The sequence below is a fragment of the Amycolatopsis sp. NPDC004625 genome, assembly GCF_040609695.1.
In the GTDB taxonomy this organism is placed as follows: domain Bacteria; phylum Actinomycetota; class Actinomycetes; order Mycobacteriales; family Pseudonocardiaceae; genus Amycolatopsis.
This window is the reverse complement of sequence record NZ_JBEXKX010000005.1, coordinates 203562-222712: the sequence shown is the minus strand read 5'-3', so window position 1 is coordinate 222712 and position 19151 is coordinate 203562. Positions and strand designations below refer to the sequence as shown.

General features: G+C 73.6%; 16 protein-coding genes. 6 read left to right on the top strand and 10 right to left on the bottom strand.

The window, feature by feature from the left end; translation table 11 throughout:
• Window positions 1-104 precede the first annotated feature (104 nt).
• From ABZW17_RS08045 to cbiE, 6 genes are all read right to left on the bottom strand, one after another.
• The gene (locus ABZW17_RS08045; RefSeq protein ID WP_354810900.1) at window positions 105-3197 is read right to left on the bottom strand and encodes an arabinosyltransferase domain-containing protein; all 3093 of its coding nucleotides are present in this window, start codon (window positions 3195-3197) and stop codon (window positions 105-107) included.
• Window positions 3198-3215: 18 nt separating this feature from the next.
• Window positions 3216-3875 (bottom strand): 5,6-dimethylbenzimidazole synthase, encoded by a 660-nt coding sequence (gene bluB / locus ABZW17_RS08040; RefSeq protein WP_354810898.1) that lies wholly within the window; start codon window positions 3873-3875, stop codon window positions 3216-3218.
• Window positions 3872-4591 (bottom strand): cobalt-precorrin-6A reductase, encoded by a 720-nt coding sequence (locus ABZW17_RS08035; RefSeq protein ID WP_354810896.1) that lies wholly within the window; start codon window positions 4589-4591, stop codon window positions 3872-3874. Before ABZW17_RS08035 ends, bluB begins: the two co-directional genes overlap by 4 nt.
• Window positions 4588-5604 (bottom strand): Gfo/Idh/MocA family oxidoreductase, encoded by a 1017-nt coding sequence (locus ABZW17_RS08030; RefSeq protein ID WP_354810894.1) that lies wholly within the window; start codon window positions 5602-5604, stop codon window positions 4588-4590. Before ABZW17_RS08030 ends, ABZW17_RS08035 begins: the two co-directional genes overlap by 4 nt.
• On the bottom strand, window positions 5601-6362 hold the full coding sequence (gene cobM, locus ABZW17_RS08025; protein ID WP_354810892.1) for a precorrin-4 C(11)-methyltransferase: 762 nt from the start codon (window positions 6360-6362) through the stop codon (window positions 5601-5603). The genes ABZW17_RS08030 and cobM overlap by 4 nt, the downstream gene beginning before the upstream one ends.
• 283 nt (window positions 6363-6645) lie before the next feature.
• Complete coding sequence (gene cbiE / locus ABZW17_RS08020; RefSeq protein ID WP_354810890.1) at window positions 6646-7797, bottom strand: precorrin-6y C5,15-methyltransferase (decarboxylating) subunit CbiE; 1152 nt, start codon at window positions 7795-7797, stop codon at window positions 6646-6648.
• A 68-nt stretch (window positions 7798-7865) separates the two neighbouring features.
• Here cbiE and ABZW17_RS08015 point away from each other — a divergent pair, with 68 nt between their 5' ends.
• From ABZW17_RS08015 to cobC, 4 genes are read left to right on the top strand one after another with little or no spacing between them, the layout of a single operon-like run.
• Window positions 7866-9812 carry a putative cobaltochelatase gene (locus ABZW17_RS08015; RefSeq protein WP_354810888.1) on the top strand — a complete coding sequence of 649 codons (1947 nt, stop codon included), beginning with the start codon at window positions 7866-7868 and terminating at the stop codon, window positions 9810-9812.
• Window positions 9812-10426: a cob(I)yrinic acid a,c-diamide adenosyltransferase gene (gene cobO / locus ABZW17_RS08010; protein ID WP_354810886.1), complete on the top strand. Its 615-nt coding sequence runs from the start codon at window positions 9812-9814 to the stop codon at window positions 10424-10426. The genes ABZW17_RS08015 and cobO overlap by 1 nt, the downstream gene beginning before the upstream one ends.
• The gene (locus tag ABZW17_RS08005) at window positions 10420-11751 is read left to right on the top strand and encodes a cobyrinate a,c-diamide synthase (protein WP_354810884.1); all 1332 of its coding nucleotides are present in this window, start codon (window positions 10420-10422) and stop codon (window positions 11749-11751) included. The genes cobO and ABZW17_RS08005 overlap by 7 nt, the downstream gene beginning before the upstream one ends.
• Window positions 11744-12760 carry an Rv2231c family pyridoxal phosphate-dependent protein CobC gene (cobC, locus tag ABZW17_RS08000; protein WP_354810882.1) on the top strand — a complete coding sequence of 339 codons (1017 nt, stop codon included), beginning with the start codon at window positions 11744-11746 and terminating at the stop codon, window positions 12758-12760. The genes ABZW17_RS08005 and cobC overlap by 8 nt, the downstream gene beginning before the upstream one ends.
• 153 nt (window positions 12761-12913) lie before the next feature.
• Here cobC and ABZW17_RS07995 read toward each other — a convergent pair whose 3' ends face one another.
• The 4 genes from ABZW17_RS07995 to ABZW17_RS07980 form a co-directional block, all read right to left on the bottom strand.
• The gene (locus ABZW17_RS07995) at window positions 12914-13600 is read right to left on the bottom strand and encodes a YafY family protein (protein WP_354810881.1); all 687 of its coding nucleotides are present in this window, start codon (window positions 13598-13600) and stop codon (window positions 12914-12916) included.
• Window positions 13601-13632: 32 nt separating this feature from the next.
• Window positions 13633-14346, bottom strand: a complete 714-nt coding sequence (locus tag ABZW17_RS07990; RefSeq protein WP_354811012.1) for an adenosylcobinamide-GDP ribazoletransferase — start codon at window positions 14344-14346, stop codon at window positions 13633-13635.
• Between the two features lie 619 nt (window positions 14347-14965).
• Complete coding sequence (gene cobT / locus ABZW17_RS07985) at window positions 14966-15979, bottom strand: nicotinate-nucleotide--dimethylbenzimidazole phosphoribosyltransferase (RefSeq protein ID WP_354810879.1); 1014 nt, start codon at window positions 15977-15979, stop codon at window positions 14966-14968.
• Window positions 15980-15994: 15 nt separating this feature from the next.
• Window positions 15995-16636 (bottom strand): bifunctional adenosylcobinamide kinase/adenosylcobinamide-phosphate guanylyltransferase, encoded by a 642-nt coding sequence (locus tag ABZW17_RS07980; RefSeq protein ID WP_354810877.1) that lies wholly within the window; start codon window positions 16634-16636, stop codon window positions 15995-15997.
• A 35-nt stretch (window positions 16637-16671) separates the two neighbouring features.
• Here ABZW17_RS07980 and ABZW17_RS07975 point away from each other — a divergent pair, with 35 nt between their 5' ends.
• Window positions 16672-17595, top strand: a complete 924-nt coding sequence (locus ABZW17_RS07975) for a cobalamin biosynthesis protein (RefSeq protein ID WP_354810875.1) — start codon at window positions 16672-16674, stop codon at window positions 17593-17595.
• Complete coding sequence (locus ABZW17_RS07970; RefSeq protein ID WP_354810873.1) at window positions 17592-19073, top strand: cobyric acid synthase; 1482 nt, start codon at window positions 17592-17594, stop codon at window positions 19071-19073. The genes ABZW17_RS07975 and ABZW17_RS07970 overlap by 4 nt, the downstream gene beginning before the upstream one ends.
• Window positions 19074-19151 lie beyond the last annotated feature (78 nt).

The window sequence follows — 19151 nt, the reverse complement described above, 5'->3', positions numbered from 1 at the left end:
GCGCCTACTCGGCCTCGGTCACCCCCCCGCGATCTATTTTGTCCTCCCCGTGTTGGTTTTTTTTCACACACTGTTCCAATAAGTTTTTCCCCCCCCCCCACGGGTCAGCGCGTCGGGTCCTTGCCGTTGGGCTGGCTCGGGCCCGGACCCGGTGACCACCAGCCCGGCACGGTCTTCTCGCCGTGGATCACCGTCGGGGCGATACCCTCGGTGAACGGCTCGATCTGCAGCAGCTGTCCCCACGACTGGCTCGGCTGGCCGATCAGGTAACTCGGCACCTCCGGCTCCTCCGCCAGCTCCTCCAGCCAGCCGATCGGCCCGCCGTTCGTCGAGGACGCCCACTGGGCCTCGTCCGCCAGGCCGCCCGCCGTGATGCGGTAGTCCGGGACCTGCGAAATCCCGTCGTGAGACGTCACCGGCTGGACGCACGGGTACACGAACGAAGCCGGCCAGTCCACGTACACCGGCTTCGAGCCGATGCGGTCGGTCAGCGTCGTGAACGTCGGGACGCGCGGGGCCGACGCCGCGATCCAGCCGTCCTCGGTCAGGTCGTTGTCGACGATGTTGATGCGGACCGCGTTCGTCTCCGGCGGCAGGTCGCGCAGGTTGATGCGGGTGTCGTTCCAGCCGCCCGTGCCCGAGCCCGGCGGCAGCATGAACTGGCTGCGCAGGACCTTCACGCCCTCCGGCGTGTTGACGCCGTAGTCGAGGCTGACCGACGTCGGCCGGCGCGCGGCGCCCGCGGTCGCCACCACGACCTGGCCGTCCGCCGGCTTCTCCGTCAGCGCGTACCAGTCGCTGCGCAGCCGGCCGGCGCGCGTCTCCGGGTCGAGGTAGCTCGACCACATCGGCACCTTGTCCGGCGTGAACCCGTGCGGCGGCTCGGCCAGGGGGTCCTTGTCGTCGATCGGACGGGTGTGGAAGCCGGTCTGGACGCGGCCGTTGTCCTGGTCCGGGTTCGGCAGCGGCGAGTCGGTCTCCTTGGGTTTCTCCGCCACGGTCCGCTGCTCGGCCTGCGCGTGCAGGATGCTCGTCGCCGCGTCGCGTTCGACCATCACGTGGTCGGAGAGGTTGCAGCTCTTGCCGAACAGGTGCCCGACGTTCGCCGCGCCCAGGCTGTAGCTGCCGGACTGGTTGTGGATCGCCCACGCCATCGTGACGAACTCGCCCGCCGCCACCAGGCCGCAGACGACCACCAGCGACAGCGATCCGAGCCGCAGCGCGCGCAGCCGGCCTTCCTGCGGCTGGTCCGGCAGGCCGGGCCGGTGCGCGCGGACGTTCTCGACGAACGCGTAGATCCCCGCGACGGCCGCCGCGACCAGCAGGATCGTCGACAGCGGGATGCCGCCGATCGACGGCGCCACGTTCGTCCACTGGACGCCGAGGCGCGAGACGAACCAGTAGGTGTTCGGCCCGGTCGCGGCGAGCGCGGCGACCACCAGCAGCGCCGCGAGGAAGGCCGCGCGGTTGCGCTGGGACCGCAGCACCGTCGAGCTGGTCGCGAGCGCGGCCAGCGCCGCCATCGACGCGCCGACCGCGGCGAACGCGCCGAAGTGGTGCGTCCACTTCGTCGGTGTCAGGGCCAGGAGCAGGAAGAACAGTGCCGTCGTGCCGATCAGGCGGCGCGCCGGGCCCAGCGCCGCGCCGGGGATCCGGCTGCGGCGCAGCAGCACCACCAGGCAGGTCGCGGTGCACAGGACGACCAGCAGCACCGGGAACCGGCGCGGTGCCGAGCCGTCCGGCAGGTCGGCGAACAACAGCTGGTAGCGCGCGAGCTCCTGGAACCACGACAGGTTCGGGCCGACCTGGGTCCGGATCCGCGTCGCCTCCTGGACGGTCGCGAACGTCTGGTCGGCGAACACGACGACCAGCACGAGCAGCCCGGCGGCGGCGACCGGCGCGAGCACCGGCAGCCAGCCGCTCTCGTTCGCGCGCTGGCGCACCAGCTTGAACAGCGGGCGCGCGGCGACCAGGAACGGCGCCACCGCGATCAGCCCGGTCGGCGTCGCGGCCAGGGTGAACCCGGCCGCGGTCAGGCCCAGGCACAGGGGCAGCAGCCGCCGCGTCACCAGCGTGCGCTCGACCGCGCAGATCGCCAGCAGCGAGCCCAGGGCGGCCACCGGTTCCGGGCGGACGCCGTTGTTGTAGGGCATCCACCAGATCAGGAACACCGTCGCGGCGGCCCAGCTGGCCGGGCGGCTGGTGCGGATCTGGCTGCCCAGGCGCGGCATCACCTCGCGGCTGATGAGCAGCCAGCTGAGCACGCCGAGCAGGAACGAGGGCAGCCGGATCCACGGCGGCACCACGCTGACGTGCGCCATCAGCTCGAACACGTGGTAGAACCAGCCGAACGGCGCCTCGGCGACCCCGAACCAGCGGTGGTAGTTGGTGAGGAACCCGGTCTGCTCGGTGACCCGGGCCATCGTCAGGATGTAGCCGTCGTCCGAGGTCACCGGCCCGATGAAGACCCACGCGCCGAGTGCGACGATCACCGTCGCGTCCCGCAGCGTCAGCCGCCACCAGCCGACCGGCGCCCAGCGCGGCGCGCGTCTCGCCGAGCCGGAGTCGCGGCGCCAGACCGCGATCATGCAGCCGACCAGCGACAGGATCGCGAGCACGCCGACGACGATCTTCAGCGCGGTCGGCGACGTCTGGTACCGCGTGTCCGGCACGACCGAGACGTGCAGGCCGGCGATCGGGTCCTTGCTCGAGTTGATCGAGGAGTAGATGCCGACCACGCGGGGCCGGACGTCGCCGCCGGCGTGGAAGATCGGCGTCCCGGCCACGGCGAGGGTCATCTGCGTCGCGTCGACGTCCAGCTCGACGTCGCACTTTTCGGCCGGCAGCGGCTGCTGGGCGATCTGCTGGCCCTGGCTGGAGGCGAGCAGCACGCCGTTGTCGACGCGCAGCTGCATGCCGACGCCGTTGCCGGCCTTCGGGTCGGTCCGGCCGTCCGGCACGGTGGCGAACAGCAGGCCGGGGCCGTTCGTGCGGGCGTCGACCGAGCGGATGGCCGCGCACGGCAGCTCGGCCCGGAGGTCCTGGGCCCAGTACCCGGTCAAGGGCGCGTTGACGGAGCGGGTGTCGCTGCCGGTCGGCCAGACGACCTCCGCCGTGTCCTGCACCACCGGCAGGAAGGGGAAAGCCAGCGCGCACAAGGCCGAGAGCAACCCCAGCGCTACGGCAATCAGACGCATCGGCGCAACGCTAACGGGTCAGACGCCGGCGGTTGACGCAGCCCCCGGGTCACGCGGGGTGAACCTGCCGTGGTGTATCGCCGCGGTCAGGGGACGGCGGCTCCGCCAACCGTGGCGTTCCAGGTCGGGCACGGTCTCCAGCCTGCTGACCGGGCCGACGCAGAGCCACGCGACCGGCCGGACGCCGTCGGGGATGCCGAGCAGCTCGCCGAGGAACGGTTCGCGGTAGAAGCTCACCCAGCCGACGCCCAGGCCCTCCGCGGTCGCGGCGAGCCAGAGGTTCTGGATCGCCAGGCACACCGAGTACAGGCCGGCGTCGGCGATGGCGTGCCGGCCGAGCACGTCGGGCGCGCCGCGCGCGGGGTCGTAGGTGACGACGATGCCGAGGCTCGCCTCGAGGATGCCCTCGATCTTGATGTTCGCGAAGGTGCTCACACGGTCTTCGCCCAGCTGCCCGGCGAACACCTCGCGCTCCTCGTGGACGTGCTTGGCGAACTTTTCGCGCGTCACGACGTCGTCGACCAGCACGAAGTCCCACGGCTGGGTGAGCCCGACGCTCGGGGCGGCGTGCGCGGCCCCGAGCACCCGCAGCAGCGTGGCCTCGGGGACGGGCGCGCCGGTGAACTCGCCGCGGACGTCCCGCCGCTTGCGCAGGACTTCGTAGAACTCTTCGATCATCGGTGCAGAACCCATTCGACGGCTTCGGGGACGGTTTCGGCGGTCTCGGTCCCGGGGCGTGCCGGCCGCCTGACGAGCAGGACGGGCTTGCCGAGCTCGCGGGCGGCGGTCAGCTTGGCGCTGGTCTGCGCGCCGCCGGAGTCCTTGGTGACCAGGACGTCCACCCGGCCGAGCAGCTCCCGTTCCGCGGCGACCTCGTACGGCCCGCGGGCCAGGATCAGCTCGTGGTGACGCGGCAGCGGTGGCTCGGGCGGGTCGACGCAGCGGATCAGGAACCACAGGTCGTCGAGGTGCGCGAAGGCGGGCAGGCCCTGGCGGCCGCTGGTCAGGAACACGCGTTTGCCCAGTTCAGGAAGCTTTCGTGCGGCGTCGGCGAGGTCGTCGGCCCAGTGCCAGTCGTCCTGCGGACCCGCCTGCCAACCCGGCCGCGCGAGCCTGAGCAGGGGTGTTCGTGTTCGTTCGGCCGCCGTCGCCGCGTTCGTGCCGATGCGCTCGGCGAAGGGGTGCGTGGCGTCGACTACGGCTTCGACCCGGTTCTCGAGCAGGTACCGCGCGAGACCTTCCGGGCCACCGAAGCCGCCTACGCGTACTTCGCCGACGGGGAGTCGCGGCCGTGCGACGCGTCCCGCCAGCGAAGAGACAACGCGTACTTCGCGCTCGGCGAGCGCTTCGGCGAGCTGCCGGGCTTCGCCGGTCCCGCCGAGGATGAGGATCACGAACGACGTCCGTAGCCGACGGCTTCCCGCCAGCGGTCCAGCGTCCGCATGTTGGCGAGGGTCTCGGCCCAGGTCAGCTCGGGCGCCTGCCGGTCTTCGACGTGCGCGGCGACGTGGTCCGCTTCGCGCGCGAAGACGCCCTGGGTCGCTTCGACCTCGATGACCTCCGGCTCGCCGTCGGCCGGGGTCAGGATGATCTGCGAGACGCCGGGGTGCCGCAGCGGGTGGATCCACGCGGGCCGCGGGATGTGGATCTGCCCACGTGAGCCGAACACGCGGATGCCGTCCTCCCGGGTCAGCCGGATCCCGCACGAGATCGTGGCGAGGATGTCGCCGGGCAGGCGCAGCAGGCCGGTCGCCCACTCGTCGACGCCGGTGGCGGACAGGTGCGCCATTCCGCTGACCTCGGCCGGTTCGACGACGTCCTGCCCGGTGGCCGCCTGCGCGACCAGCCGCGCCAGCGACGTGCAGTAGCAGCCGACGTCGAGGATCCCGCCGCCGCCGAGCGCGGGGTCGCTGAGGCGGGCGGTCTCTTCGGGGTTGCTGTCGAAGGAGAAGGTCGTGTCGACCGCGCGGACCTCGCCGATCGCGCCGGAGGAGATCAGCTCCGCCAGCCGCCGTGTCTGCGGGTGCAGCCGGTACATGAACGCCTCCATCAGGAAGACGTCGTGCGCGCGGGCGGCGTCGATCACCTCCTCGGCGTCGGCGGCGGTGAGCGTCAACGGCTTCTCGCAGAGCACGTGCTTGCCGGCCTCGACGGCGGCGATGGCCCATTCTTTGTGCAGCGCGTGCGGCGTCGAGACGTAGACGGCGTCGACGTCCGGGTCGGCGAGGAGGTCTTCGTAGCTGCCGTAGGCCTTCGGGATGTCGAAGCGCGTGGCGAACTCCCGGGCCCGCTCACCGTCCCGCGCGGCGACGGCGCCGAGCACGCCGTGCTTGCTTTCGTCGACGCCCGCGGCGAAGTGGGCGGCGATGGTCCCGGCGGCCAGCAGGCCCCAGCGCAGTTCCGTCACAACGACTCCGGTTGGTTCGCCCGGTCACGGGCACTCGAGTAGAGGAAGCTGTCGGGAAAGTTCGTCGCGGCGAGCACCCGCCCGACGAAGATGGTGGCGGCGCGCGTCATCCCGGCTCCGCGGACCAGGGCCGGGAGCTCGCCGAGCACCCCGCGCACGACGGTTTCCCCGGGCTGGCTCGCGAGCGCGACGACGGCGACCGGGCAGTCCTCGCCGTAGTGCGGCGTCAGTTCCGCGGTCACCCGCTCGACGTGGTTGATCGCGAGGTGCAGCGCCAGGGTGGCCCCGCTCGCGGCGAAGGCGGCGAGGGTCTCACCGGGCGGCATCTTGGTGGAGCGCGCCTGAACCCGGGTGACGACGAGGCTCTGCCCGATTTCGGGCACGGTGAGTTCCCGCTTCAGCACGGCGGCCGAAGCGGCGAAGGCGGGCACCCCGGGAACGACGTCGTAGGGAACGCCGGCCGCGTCGAGCCGCCGCACCTGCTCGGCGACGGCGCTGTAGAGCGACGGATCCCCGGAGCACAGCCGCGCAACCTCGTGTCCGGCCCGGTGGGCGTCGACGAGCTTCTCGACGATCTGCTCGAGGCTGAGGTTCGCCGTGTCGACGAGCTCGGTACCGGGCGCGCAGTAGGCGAGCAGATCGGGCGGGGTCATGCTGCCGGGGTAGAGGCAGACCCCGCAGCGCGCGAGCAGGTCCCGCCCGCGCACGGTGATGAGGTCGGCGGCCCCGGGCCCGGCACCGATGAAGTGCACGGTCATCGGCTGCTCCAGGTGACGGTGGTGGGACCCGCGCAGGCAGGCTGCCACAACCGCCGACCGGCCGTCGATGTCACGCTCATCACCGGCGGCGACCACGAGCTCGCACCGGCGCGTCGGCGAGGCGTCGGGCGCGCGGTCGCCAGCCGCTCCGCGGTCCCAGCCGTGGCCCGCGGCCCTCGGCGAGGTGCCCGGCCTCGGCGGGCCGCGGCGCGGTCGCCGGCCAGGCGTGAGGCCGCCGTCGCCGCGTGCCCCACGCCTTCCCCGGGCACCGCTCGGCTGCCCGTCACCGGTTGCTCCACTGGGTCACCACCCGGGCCGGCGTCCAGCCCGTGAACCCGCCCAGCGGCGCCGCCTTCTCCACGCCGATCCGCAGCAGCTCCCCTCCGTGTTCCTCGTACGCGCGCGCCAGGACCTGCTCGGCCTCCAGCGTCACCCCGTGAGCCACCACCCGCGCGCCCGTCGCCAGGCACGCGTCCAGTACGCCGGGCGCCGTCACGCCGCCTCCGATGAAGACCGCGTCCGGTGCCGGCAGCGCGCTCAGCGCCTCCGGTGCTTCCCCCGTCACCACCTCCAGTTCCGGTACTCCCAGGTCCAGTGCGTTCCGGCCGATCCGCTCGGCGCGCTCCGCCGAGCGCTCGATCGCGACCGCGCGGTTCAGGCCGTTCAGCCGCGACCATTCGATGCCGACGCTGCCCGCGCCCGCGCCGACGTCCCACAACAGCTCGCCGGGACTCGGCGCGAGGCGGGCCAGCGCCGACACGCGGAGGTCGCGTTTGGTCAGCTGCCCGTCGTGGGCGTACACGTCGTCCGGGATGCCGATCAGCGGCAACGCCGGACCCGCGCACGCCAGCGCGAACACCGTCAGCGGACCGGGATCGCCGGCCCAGCCGTCGGAAACGCGCTCGTCGGGCCCGCCCAGGTTCTCCAGCGCGATCAGCTCACTCTCGCCATAACCCCGCACGGTGAGCAGGGAGCGCAGAGCCGTCGCGTCGGCACCCAGGACGAGCACCCGCCGGCGCGGCGCCAGTACCCGGGCGACGCGGGCCGACGACCGGCCGACGATGGTGACCACCTCGGTCTCCTCGGCGGACCAGCCCAGCCGTGCCCGGGCCAGTGTCACCGACGAGAGCGCGGGCAGCGCCTCGACCTCGTATCCATGGGCCACCAGTGTGGCACCCACCCCCGACAAAAACGGATCGCCGCTGGCCAGGACGCAGATCCGGGCCCCTTCGTGCTCGGCGATCACCGCATCGAGACCCGGCAGCAACGGCGTCGGCCACGCCTGCGCCGGGACCCCCTCCGGGAGGTACCCCAGCTGCCGCGGCGCGCCCAGCACGACGTCGGCGGCGAGCACCGCGGCCCTGGCCTGCTCCGACAGCCCGGACCAGCCGTCGGCCCCGATCCCGACGACCGTCAGGGGTGATTTTTCGCGCACGATTTCCCACCCTAAGCGAGCCGGGCGCTGTGCGATGATCGGCCGGTCGCCGAGCTGGAGGAGCGCTGTTGAAGCCGTACCCGTTCACCGCCGTCGTCGGGCTCCCGGACCTGCGCCTGGCGCTGGTCCTGTCCTCGATCTCGCCCGCCGTCGGCGGGGTGCTGGTGCGCGGCGAGAAGGGCACCGCGAAGTCGACCATGGTCCGCGCGCTCGCCGGCCTGCTGCCCGGGGTCGACGTCGTCGACGGCTGCCGGTTCTCCTGCGATCCCGCCGCTCCCGACCCGCTCTGCCCGGACGGCCCGCACGACGGTGCGAAGGCCCACCGGCGCCCGGCCAAGCTCGTCGAACTCCCCGTCGGCGCGGCCGAAGACCGCGTCATCGGCTCGCTGCACCTGGAACGCGCGCTCGCCGAAGGCGTCACGGACTTCCAGCCCGGCCTCCTCGCCGCCGCGCACCGCGGGCTGCTCTACGTCGACGAGGTCAACCTGCTGCACGACCACCTCGTCGACACGCTCCTGGATGCCGCCGCGATGGGCCGCGCGACCGTGGAACGCGAGGGCGTCTCGGTCTCGCACGCGGCGCGGTTCGTGTTGATCGGCACCATGAACCCCGAAGAGGGCGAGCTGCGGCCGCAGCTGCTGGACCGGTTCGGGCTGACCGTCGAGGTCGCCTCCAGCCGCGACCCGGAGCAGCGCGTCGAGGTCGTCCGGCGCCGTTTGGCCTACGAAGCCGACCCGGACGCCTTCGCCGCGCAGTACGCCGACGAAGACGCCCAGCTCGCGGCGGACATCGAAGCCGCGCAACGCCTCCTGCCCGCCGTCAAGCTCCCCGACGAAGCTCTGCGTCAGATCGCCGAGATCTGCGCGTCCTTCGAGGTCGACGGCATGCGCGCGGACATCGTCACCGCCCGTGCCGCGGTCGCGCACGCGGCCTGGGCCGGCCGCGACGAGGTGACGACCGACGACGTCCGCGTCGCCGCCCGCCTCGCGCTGCCGCACCGCCGCCGCCGCAACCCGTTCGACGCCCCCGGCATCTCGGAAGAGCAGCTGGAGCAAGCCCTTCAGGACGCGCAACCGGACCCGGGGCCCGAGGACGACGGCCCCGGCTCGGGATCGACGCCGCCGGAAGCGCCCGAACCGCCGCAGAGCAGCGAAAACGCGCCGCAAGCCGAGCCGAACCAGAGTGGTGGGCAACAGAAGACCGTCGGCGCCGGCGAGACGTTCAAAGCTCGCGTCTTCCGCGTCAAGGGCATGGGTGAAGGCGAGCGCGGACGCCGTTCGCGGGCGATCACCGACAGCGGCCGGACCATCGGCGTGCAGCCCGCGAGTGTCCACGAAGGACGGCCGCACCTGGTCGCGACCGTCAAAGCCGCGGCGCCGCACCAAAAAGCGCGTGGCCGAGACGGCGCCGGGCTGAAGCTCCGGCCCGAAGACGTCCGCTACGCGCTGCGCGAAGGCCGCGAGGGCAACCTCGTGCTGTTCTGCGTGGACGCGTCCGGCTCGATGGGCGCCAAGGCGCGCATGCGCGAGGTCAAGTCCGCGGTGCTGTCGCTGCTGCTGGACGCCTACCAGCGCCGCGACAAGGTCGGGCTGGTCACCTTCCGCGGCGCCGCGGCCGAACTCGCGCTGCCGCCGACGATCAGCGTCGACGCGGCCGCGTCCCGCCTCGAAGGCCTCCCGACCGGCGGCCGGACGCCGCTGGCCGAAGGGCTCCTGGAAGCCGCGCGCGTGCTGCGGGTCGAGGAAATCCGCGATCCGCGACGCCGTCCGCTGCTGGTCGTCGTCACCGACGGGCGCGCCACCAGCGGCCCGGACGCCGTCGCGCGCGCCCAGGCCGCGGCCGGGCTGCTGGCCGGCGTCACGACGATCGTCATGGACTGCGAGAGCGGCAAGATGCGGCTCGGCCTGGCCGCCGACCTCGCCGCCCGGCTGGGCGCGGAACACGTGCCCCTCGCCGACGTCGCCGCCGAATCGCTGGCGGCCGCCGTCCGCGCCCGGACCGGAAAGGCCGCCTGATGCCGCAGGGAAAGCCCGACGTCGTACCGGACGACGGCCTGACCACGCGCCAGCGCCGCAACCGGCCGCTGCTCGCCGTGCACACCGGCGAGATGAAGGGCAAGTCGACGGCCGCCTTCGGGATGGCGTTGCGCGCCTGGAACCAGGGCTGGTCGATCGGCGTGTTCCAGTTCGTGAAGTCGGCGAAGTGGCGCGTCGGCGAGGAAGCCGCGTTCAAGGCGCTCGGCAAGCTGCACGACGAGACCGGCCAGGGCGGGCCGGTCGAGTGGCACAAGATGGGCGAAGGCTGGAGCTGGGCGCGCAAGTCCGGCACCGACGAGGACCACGCTTCGAACGCCCGTGAAGGCTGGGCGGAGATCAAGCGCCGCCTCGCCGCCGAGGCGCACGGCTTCTACGTCCTCGACGAGTTTTCCTACCTGCTCAAGTGGGGCTGGCTGGAGGTCGACGACGTGGTGTCCACATTGGTCTCCCGGCCCGGGCACCAGCACGTCGTCATCACCGGCCGGTACGCGCCGCCGGAGCTCGTCGAGGCCGCCGACCTGGTCGCCGAGATGACCAAGGTCAAGCACCCGATGGACGCCGGCCAGAAGGGCCAGCGGGGGATCGAGTGGTAGCGCGCGTGGTCGTCGCCGCGCCCGGTTCCGGGCACGGCAAGACCACGATCGCCGCCGGGCTGATGGCGGCGCTGCGCGCGGCCGGGCACCGGGTGTCCGGGCACAAGGTCGGGCCGGACTTCATCGACCCGAGCTACCACGCGCTCGCCACCGGACGTCCGGCGCGCAACCTCGACCCCTTCCTCCAGGGCGAGGACCGGCTGGTTCCGTTGCTGCGACACGGTTCCCGCGGCGCCGACATCGCCGTGATCGAAGGCGTGATGGGCCTGTTCGACGGGGCGCTCGGCACCGAGGGTTACGCTTCGACGGCCCACGTCGCCCGGGTGCTGGACGCGCCGGTGGTGCTGGTCGTCGACGCGTCGGCCGCCTCGCGCAGCGTTGCCGCGACCGTGCTCGGCTTCGCCCACTACGACAACCGTGTGCGGCTCGCCGGGGTGATCCTCAACAAGCTGGGTTCGCAACGGCACCGCGACGAGATCGCGTCCGCGCTGGAAGCCACCGGCGTCCCGCTGCTGGGTGCGTTGTACCGCAACGAAGAGATCCACGCACCGAGCCGGCACCTCGGGCTCGTCCCGGCCGCGGAACGGGCCGCGGAGGCGCAGGACGTGCTGCCCGCGCTCGCCGCCTGGGTGCGGGAAGGCGTCGACCTGGAAGCGGTCGTCCGGATCGCCTCGGCCGCCCCCGGGCTTTCGGCGCCACCCTGGGAACCGTCCGGTGTGGATGGTCCACAGGTGACGGTCGCGGCCGCCGGTGGGCCGGCGTTCACCTTCCGCTACACCGAGAACCTCGAGCTGCTGGCTGCCTGCGGAGTCGAGGTCGTCGACGTCGACCCGCTGCGGGACGAAACGCTGCCCGAGGGGTGTGCCGGGCTGTACTTCGGCGGCGGGTTCCCCGAGGTGCACGCGGCGGAACTGTCGGCGAACACGGCGTTGCGTTCCGCGGTGGCTTCGGCGATCGGGCGCGGGATGCCGGTCAGCGCCGAATGCGCCGGGCTGCTGTACTTGTGCCAGTCCCTGGACGGCGTGCCGATGGTCGGCGCGGTGCCCGCGGACGCGAAGATGACCGCCCGCGGCAAGCTGGGCTACCGGCGCGCGGTCGCCGTCGAGGACAACCTGCTGGCCGCGGCCGGACAGCGCGTCACCGGGCACGAATTCCACCGCACCGAGGTGACGCCGTCGCACGGCGCGTCGGCCGCCTGGGGCTGGGATCGGCAGCTGGACGGCTTCGCGTCGCCGACGCTGCACGCGTCCTACCTGCACGTCCACTGGGCCGGTTACCCCGAGCTGGCCCACCGGTTCGCTGCGCGGGTCCGGGCGCATGGCTGAGTACGACCTGCACCACCACGGCGACCGCGAGGTCGGGCCGGGGCTGGTGGACCTCGCGGTGAACGTCCGGCTGCCGCGGCCGCCGGCGTGGCTGCGGCGGGAGCTGGTGTCCGCTGTGGACTCGCTGGCCGCCTATCCGTCCGCTGCGGAGGCGACGCTGGCGGTGGCGGCCCGGCATGGCCGTCCTCCGGAAGAAGTGCTGGTCACGGCGGGTGCGGCGGAGGCGTTCACGCTGCTGGCGTCGGCGCTGCGGCCGCGGCGGGCAGTGGTCGTGCACCCGCAGTTCACCGAGCCGGAGGCCGCGTTGCGAGCCGCCGGGTGTGACGTCTCGCGCGTTCTTTTGTCCGAAGAGGACGGTTTCGTGCTCGACCCGGCGCTGGTGCCGTCCGACGCGGCCCTCGTGTTCGTGGGCAACCCGACCAATCCGACGTCGGTGCTGCACCCGGCTTCGGTGCTGCGCTCGCTGGCGCGGCCCGGACGGCTGCTGGTGGTCGACGAGGCCTTCCTGGACGCCGTACCCGGCGAGGTCGAGAGCCTGGCCTCGGGTTTTCCGGGCGTCGTCGTGCTGCGCAGCCTGACGAAGACGTGGGGGCTGGCCGGGCTGCGAGCGGGGTACGTGCTCGGTCCGGCGGACGTCGTCGAGCGGCTGCGCGCGGTGCAGGTGCCGTGGTCGGTGTCCACTTTGGCCGGAGTGGCGACGGTGGCCTGCTGTCGTCCGTCCGCCTTGGAGGAGGCGGAAAAGCTGGCGGTCGCGGCGGAGGCCGACCGCGAGTACCTGGCGTCCGGCCTCGGCCGCCTCGGCGTTCCGGTACTGGGCGACCCGCGCGGGCCGTTCGTGCTGATCCGGGTGCCGGACGGTGCTTCGGTCCGGGTACGGCTGCGCGAGGCGGGTTATGCGGTCCGTCGCGGGGACACGTTCCCCGGGCTCGGGCCGGACCACCTGCGCCTGGCCGTCCGGGACCGGGCCGTCACCGACGGGTTCCTGACCGCGCTGCGGAAAATCTTGTAAACACCGACAGGGGGTTGTCGCTGCCACGGCCGAGAGTGGGTGTCGACCGGGAAACGCCCGGCGAGGCAGCGGAAGGACCACCATGCCCGGATTCGACGACATCGCCTGGTTCGAGATCGGCACCCCCGACCCGGCGGGCAACCACTTCCCGGTTCATCCCGCCAAGTCGAGCGGCACGGCGTCACCGGACGGGATGTCGAGGTCCTCGGGCCGCAGCCGGCGCAGCGGAGGCACCTCGGCGGTCGCGGTGAACGACGCGATCCGGTCGGTGCGGAACGCCCGGATCGCCCCGCGCAACCGGCACCACGCCACGAGGTACCAGTGCTCGGGCTTGCCCACGTAGCCCAGCGGCTCGATCTCCCGGCGGGTGATGGTGCCGCCACGGTCGGCGTACCGGATGCGCAGGACACGGCGGATGCCGAGCACGTGCGGCATCGGCGGGATCGGACCGTCGCCGAGCAGGTGGACGCAGGTGGCGAGGTCCCGTGCCATGGCGGCGTCCTCGTGCCGCATCGCCGCGGCGAGCTTGTGCAGCGCCGAGCGCCCTTCCGCCCGGAAGGGGGTGCCGTCGAGGTGCCTGAGGGCAAGCGCCATGGCGACGGCCTCGGCGGGTGTCAGGTTGACCGGCGGCATGGTGTGCGCCTTGTCGAGGCAGTAGCCGCCGGTGCGCCCGGTCTCGGCGTAGACGGGCACGCCGGACTGCTGGAGCGCGCCGATGTCGCGTTCGACGGTGCGGACGCTCACCTCGAACCGGGTCGCGAGCCAGCGCGCGCTGCGCGGGCGAGGCGACACGGCACGGAGTTCCTCGACGAGGGCGTAAAGACGATCAGTCCGGTTCACGCGGCCGACTGTAGGAGGGAGGTACGACAGTTTCAGGCGAGCGCGAGTAGCGCGGCCGCGACGGCGGCTTCGACACCGGCGCCGAGGACGTCGCCGGTGACACCACCGAGGCGCTTGGTGCACCGGAGGAGAAGGGCACCGGCAACCGCGTAGGCGAGGAGCACGGCGAGCGGCCCCCGCCACCACGGAACGCCGGGAAGCAGAACGGCGAGCCCGGCAGCAGCCACCCCGACGGCACCCGCGGCGACGCGCGGAACCGAGCCGGCGACGGTGGCACCGAGCCCTTCCGGCCGCGCGGAGGGAACACCGCGCGCGCAGGCCATCGAGAGGGTGCACCGCCCGACGAGGACGGCGGCGGCCGCCGTGAAGGGGTTGGCGACGGTGAGCGCACCGACCTGGAGGAGGAGGACGAGGACGAGGGTCGCGACCCCGGTGGGCCCGGAGTCGCCGCGGCGCATGACGTCGAGGGCTTTGGCGCGGTCGTAGGAGGCACCGAGCCCGTCGGCGGTGTCGGCGAGCCCATCGAGGTGCAACCCCCGGCTGCCGAGCGCGACGGCCCCGAGGGCGAGCGCCGCAGTGGCGAGGGCCGGGACACCCAGCGCTGTCCCGGCGGCAACAACGAGCCCGGCGGCCACGGCCAGCGGAAGGGCGGCGAGAGGCGCAAGCAGCATGGCCCCACCGGCAACCCGCCGGTCGATAACCCGCGGCGCCGGGACGGGAACGGTGGTCAACGTCCCGACGGCCATCCGCACGGAGTCCCCCCAGCGGCTCATGCGGGTTCGTCCATGGAACGGGCGAAGGGAGCGAAGTTGTCCACAGATTGAGCGCACGGCAGCCCAGCGACGCACGCCGGCGTCCAGCCGGCGGTGAGCGAGCGGTGCTCGTGCCGTCGGCTCGCTTGAGCCGCAGGCACCCGCGGCCCCCGGCTCGACAGGCAGGCGGCGCACTGGCGCAGGTCAGCGCGAGCCTGGCCATCGCCGGCTTGGTGAATGACCCGGCAGGTCACACGCCACTCCGGCCGGCCGGGGTACGCGCGATGCCGCCCACCGCCGCCCCGCGGCCGGCGGCACCGCACGGCCATGCCGCCCTCGCGGCGGGCCAGCCGGGGCGGGTGCCCGCCACGGACCTGCATCGGGCCGGAGGTGGCGATGAGCGAGCTGTGCTCGTGCCGTCGACTCGCGGCATGGTGAATGACCCGGCGGGTCACACGCCACCCCGGCCGGCCGGCATACGCGCGATGCCGGCCGCAGCCGACCCGCGGCCGGCGGCACCGCGCGGCCATGCCGCCCTCGCGGCGGGCCAGCCGGGGCGGGTGCCCACCACCCCGCACCCGCGTCGGGTCCGGGGTGGCGATGCGGGCTGCCCTCATGCCAGGTCGGCCAGCAAGCCCATGTCGGCCAGAATCGCGCGCGCCGCACGCAGCGTCGGGACCGCCTGGACCGCCCCGCTGCCTTCGCCGAGCCGGAGGCCGAAGTCCAAAATCGGCTCCAGCCCGAGGGCCTTCAGCGCGAACGCCTGCGAGGGTTCCGTCGACCGGTGGCCGGCCAGCCACCACTGCTCCGCGCCCGGGGCGATGTCCCGCGCCACCAGGGCCGCCGCGCCCGAAAACACTCCGTCCAGCAGGACCGGGATGCCCAGCACCGCCGCCTGGACCAGGAAGCCCGCCGTTGCCGCCATGCAGGCGCTGCCCAGGGCCGTCAGGCGCTCGAACGGGTCCTCCGTGCGGCCCGTCGTCCTCGACAGGGCCGCCGCCACCGCGGCCGTCTTGCGGTCCAGGCCCGCCGCGTCGACGCCCGTGCCCGTGCCGACCACCTCCGCTGCCGGCAGGCCCAGCGAAGCCGCCACCAGGGCCGCGCACATCGCCGTGTTGCCGATGCCCATGTCGCCCGGGATCAGGACGTCCGCGTCGCGCTCCTCCAAGGCGATCGCGCGGCCCGCCTCGAACGCCGCCTGTGCCTCGCCCGGCTGCAGCGCGTCCTCGACGTCGATCGAACCCGAGCCGCGGCGGATCTTGTGCGCCGTCACCGATGGGGGGATGTCCGTTCCGTCCCAGTCCACGGCGAGGTCGGCGACCCGCACCCGCGCGCCGACCTGGGCGGCCAGTACGTTGACGCCGCTCTTGCCGGCCAGGAACACGCGGACCATCGCCGCCGTCACTTCGCGCGGGTATGCCGAGAGGGCCGACACGCCGTGGTCGCCCGCGAAGACCACCACGCGGACGTCGTCCAGGGGCCGTGGCGGCACCGTCCCGTGGGCCGCCGACAGCCAGGCGGCGATCTCCTCGAGCCTGCCCAGCGCGCCGAGGGGTTTGACCAGGCCGTCGAGGCGCTCCAAGGCTGCGGCGCGGGCGGCGGGGTCGGGCACGGGTACGTCGAACACGGGCGCCTCCGGGGGCTACAGGTCGAGCGCCCGGCCCGCGACGACCAGCACGACCCGGTCGGCGTCGGCGGACACCCGGTTGTTGAGTGCGCCCAGCACATCACGGAACAGCCGTCCGGACGACGTTGCGGGCACCACACCGCTGCCGACCTCGTTGCTGACCGCGACCACCGGCACCCGCGCCGCCGCCCACGCGGCGAGGAAATCCTCGAGCCGGTCGTCCAGGCGGTGCTCCCAGCCCGGCTTCTGCCGCCACGCGCCGACGTCGTCCAGGACGCGGGACAGCCAGGTGCCGAGGCAGTCGATCAGCAGCGGCTCGGTCGCGCTGCGGAGGGTGCCCGCGAGGTCCGTGGTCTCGACGGTCTTCCAGTTCGCCGGCCGCCGGGCCTGGTGGGCGGCCACCCGGGCGGCCCACTCGGGGTCGTCCTCGCCCGCGGGCAGGCCGGGCGCCACGTAGACGAGGCGCGCGTGGCGGGCGACGAGCCGCTCGGCGTGCCGTGACTTCCCCGAGCGGACGCCGCCGAGGACCAGCACCTTGCCTTCGTCGCGCCCGTACCGGCGGAGGGCACGGGCCAGGGTTTCCAGATACCCGGCGAGCCGGTGGGTCAGCCGCGCCGACGTACGTGTTCCAGCGGAGGCGGCATCGGACACAGTCATACCGGCATTCTGGTGCACGCGCTACCGTGCGCCACGTGCCACTCCGTCTAGGGACAACCACAGCCGGACTCGTGACCGGATACGTCACCGACGCTCTGTTCGGCGACCCCCGAACGGGGCATCCGGTCGCCTTGTTCGGTACTGCCGCGGGCCGGCTGGAACACCGTCTGTGGGCCGACTCGAAGCCGCGCGGAGCCGCGTACGCCGCGTTGTTGACCTTCGGCGCTGTCGGCCTCGGCGTCGCGCTTCAGACGGCGACACGGCGACGTCCCTTCGCCCGCTTCGCGACCACAGCCATCTGTACGTGGGTAGTGCTCGGCGGTCGCGGCCTCGCCGCCGAAGGCTCCGAAATGGCCCGGTTGCTCGAAGCGGGTGACGTCCCCGGAGCGCGTCAGCGGCTCTCGCACCTCTGCGCCCGCGACGCGACGACGCTCGACTCCGCCGAACTGACGCGCGCGGCCACCGAGTCGATCGCCGAAAACACCTCGGACGCCGTGGTCGCGCCGCTGTTCTGGGGTGCCGTCGCCGGGATCCCGGGGCTGCTCGGCTACCGCGCGCTCAACACCCTGGACGCCATGGTCGGCTACCGCTCGCCGCGCTACCGCCGCTTCGGCTGGGCCGCGGCGCGGGCCGATGACGTCGTCAACCTGGCGCCGTCGCGGATCGGCGCCGCACTCACGGTGCTCTGCGCCGGTGGGCGGGCGCGGGCGGCCTGGCGGATGTGGCGCCGCGACGGCGGACGGCACCCGAGCCCGAACGCGGGCCAGGTCGAGGCCGCCTTCGCCGGCGCGTTGGACGTCCGGCTCGGCGGGACCAACAGCTACGGCGGCGAGGTCGAGAGCCGGGCGCGGCTCGGCGACGGGCGCGATCCGGAACCGGTCGACCTGCGGCGCGCGGTCCGGTTGTCGCGCTGGGTGGGGGCGGCGGCGGTCGCGCTGGCGGCGGTGGCGGCCCGATGAGCGGCCTGCTCGTCGCCGGGACGACGTCCGACGCGGGGAAGAGCCTGGTCACCGCCGGGATCTGCCGCTGGCTGGCGCGCCGGGGCGCGCGCGTGGCGCCGTTCAAGGCGCAGAACATGTCCAACAACTCGATGGTCTGCGCCGACGGCGCCGAGATCGGCCGCGCCCAGTGGCTGCAGGCCCGGGCCGCGGGCGCCGAACCCGAGGCGGCGATGAACCCCGTGCTGCTCAAGCCGGGCAGCGACCGGCGCAGCCACGTCGTCGCGCTCGGCAAGCCGTTCGGCACCCTCGAAGCGGGGGAGTACGCGACGGGACGAGCGGGGCTGGCCGAGATCGCCTTCGGCGCCTACGCCGACCTGAGCTCGCGCTACGACATCGTCGTCTGCGAAGGCGCGGGCAGCCCGGCGGAGATCAACCTGCGCGGCGGCGACTACGTCAACCTGGGGCTGGCGCGGCGGTTCGGGCTGCCGGTGCTGGTCGTCGGCGACATCGACCGCGGCGGCGTGCTGGCGGCGATGTTCGGCACCCTCGCGCTGCTGTCGGCCGAAGACCAGGCGCTGGTCGCGGGCTGGGTGGTCAACAAGTTCCGCGGTGACGTCGGGCTGCTGCGCCCGGGCCTGGACAGCCTCGAAAAGGTCACCGGACGGCCGGTGCTGGGCGTGCTGCCGTGGCTCGACCGCGTGTGGATCGACTCGGAGGACGCCCTCGCGGCGGCGGGCTGGCGCCGCGAGGCGCACGGCGGCGGGCTCGGCGTGGCGGTCGTCCGGTTCCCGCGCGCGTCCAACGCCACGGACGTCGACGCGCTGGCCGCCGAACCCGGGGTCACGGTGACGCTGACGGCCGACCCGGACGTGGTCGCGGCCGCGGACGTCGTGGTCCTCCCGGGATCGCGCGCCACGGTGGGCGACCTGGCCTGGCTGCGCGACCGAGGCCTCGACACGGCGGTGGCGTCCCGCGTGGCGGCCGGGCGGCCGGTGCTGGGCATCTGCGGGGGCTACCAGATGCTCACGGAGTCCATTGTGGACGAGGTCGAGTCCGGGGCGGGTGTGGTGCCCGGCCTCGGGCTGCTGCCGGGGCGGGTGACGTTCGCGGCGGAGAAGGTGCTGGCCCGGCCGTCGGGGGCGTGGCGGGGCCACCCGGTGGAGGCCTACGAGATCCACCACGGCTCGGTGACCACGACGGCGCCGGCCGAGTCGTTTCTGGACGGTGTCCGGGCCGGCGCGGTCTGGGGCACGATGTGGCACGGCGCGTTCGAGAACGACGAGTTCCGCCGCGCCTGGCTCACCGAAGCGGCGACGCAGGCCGGGGCGGCCTGGACCCCGGCCCCGGACGCGCCCGGCTTCGGTGAGCTGCGCGAGGAGATGCTGGACAAGCTCGCGGACGCGGTCGGCGAGCACCTGGACACGGCGATGCTGGAGACGCTGCTGGAGCGGGGGGCGCCCCAAGGGTTGCCCTTCGTCCCGCCCGGGGCGCCTTAACGCGGAGTGCCAGGAGGGACGGCTCCGCAAGACCATGTGGTCTGCCAGCCGGTTCGGGACCCGCCCGGGGCGCCTTCG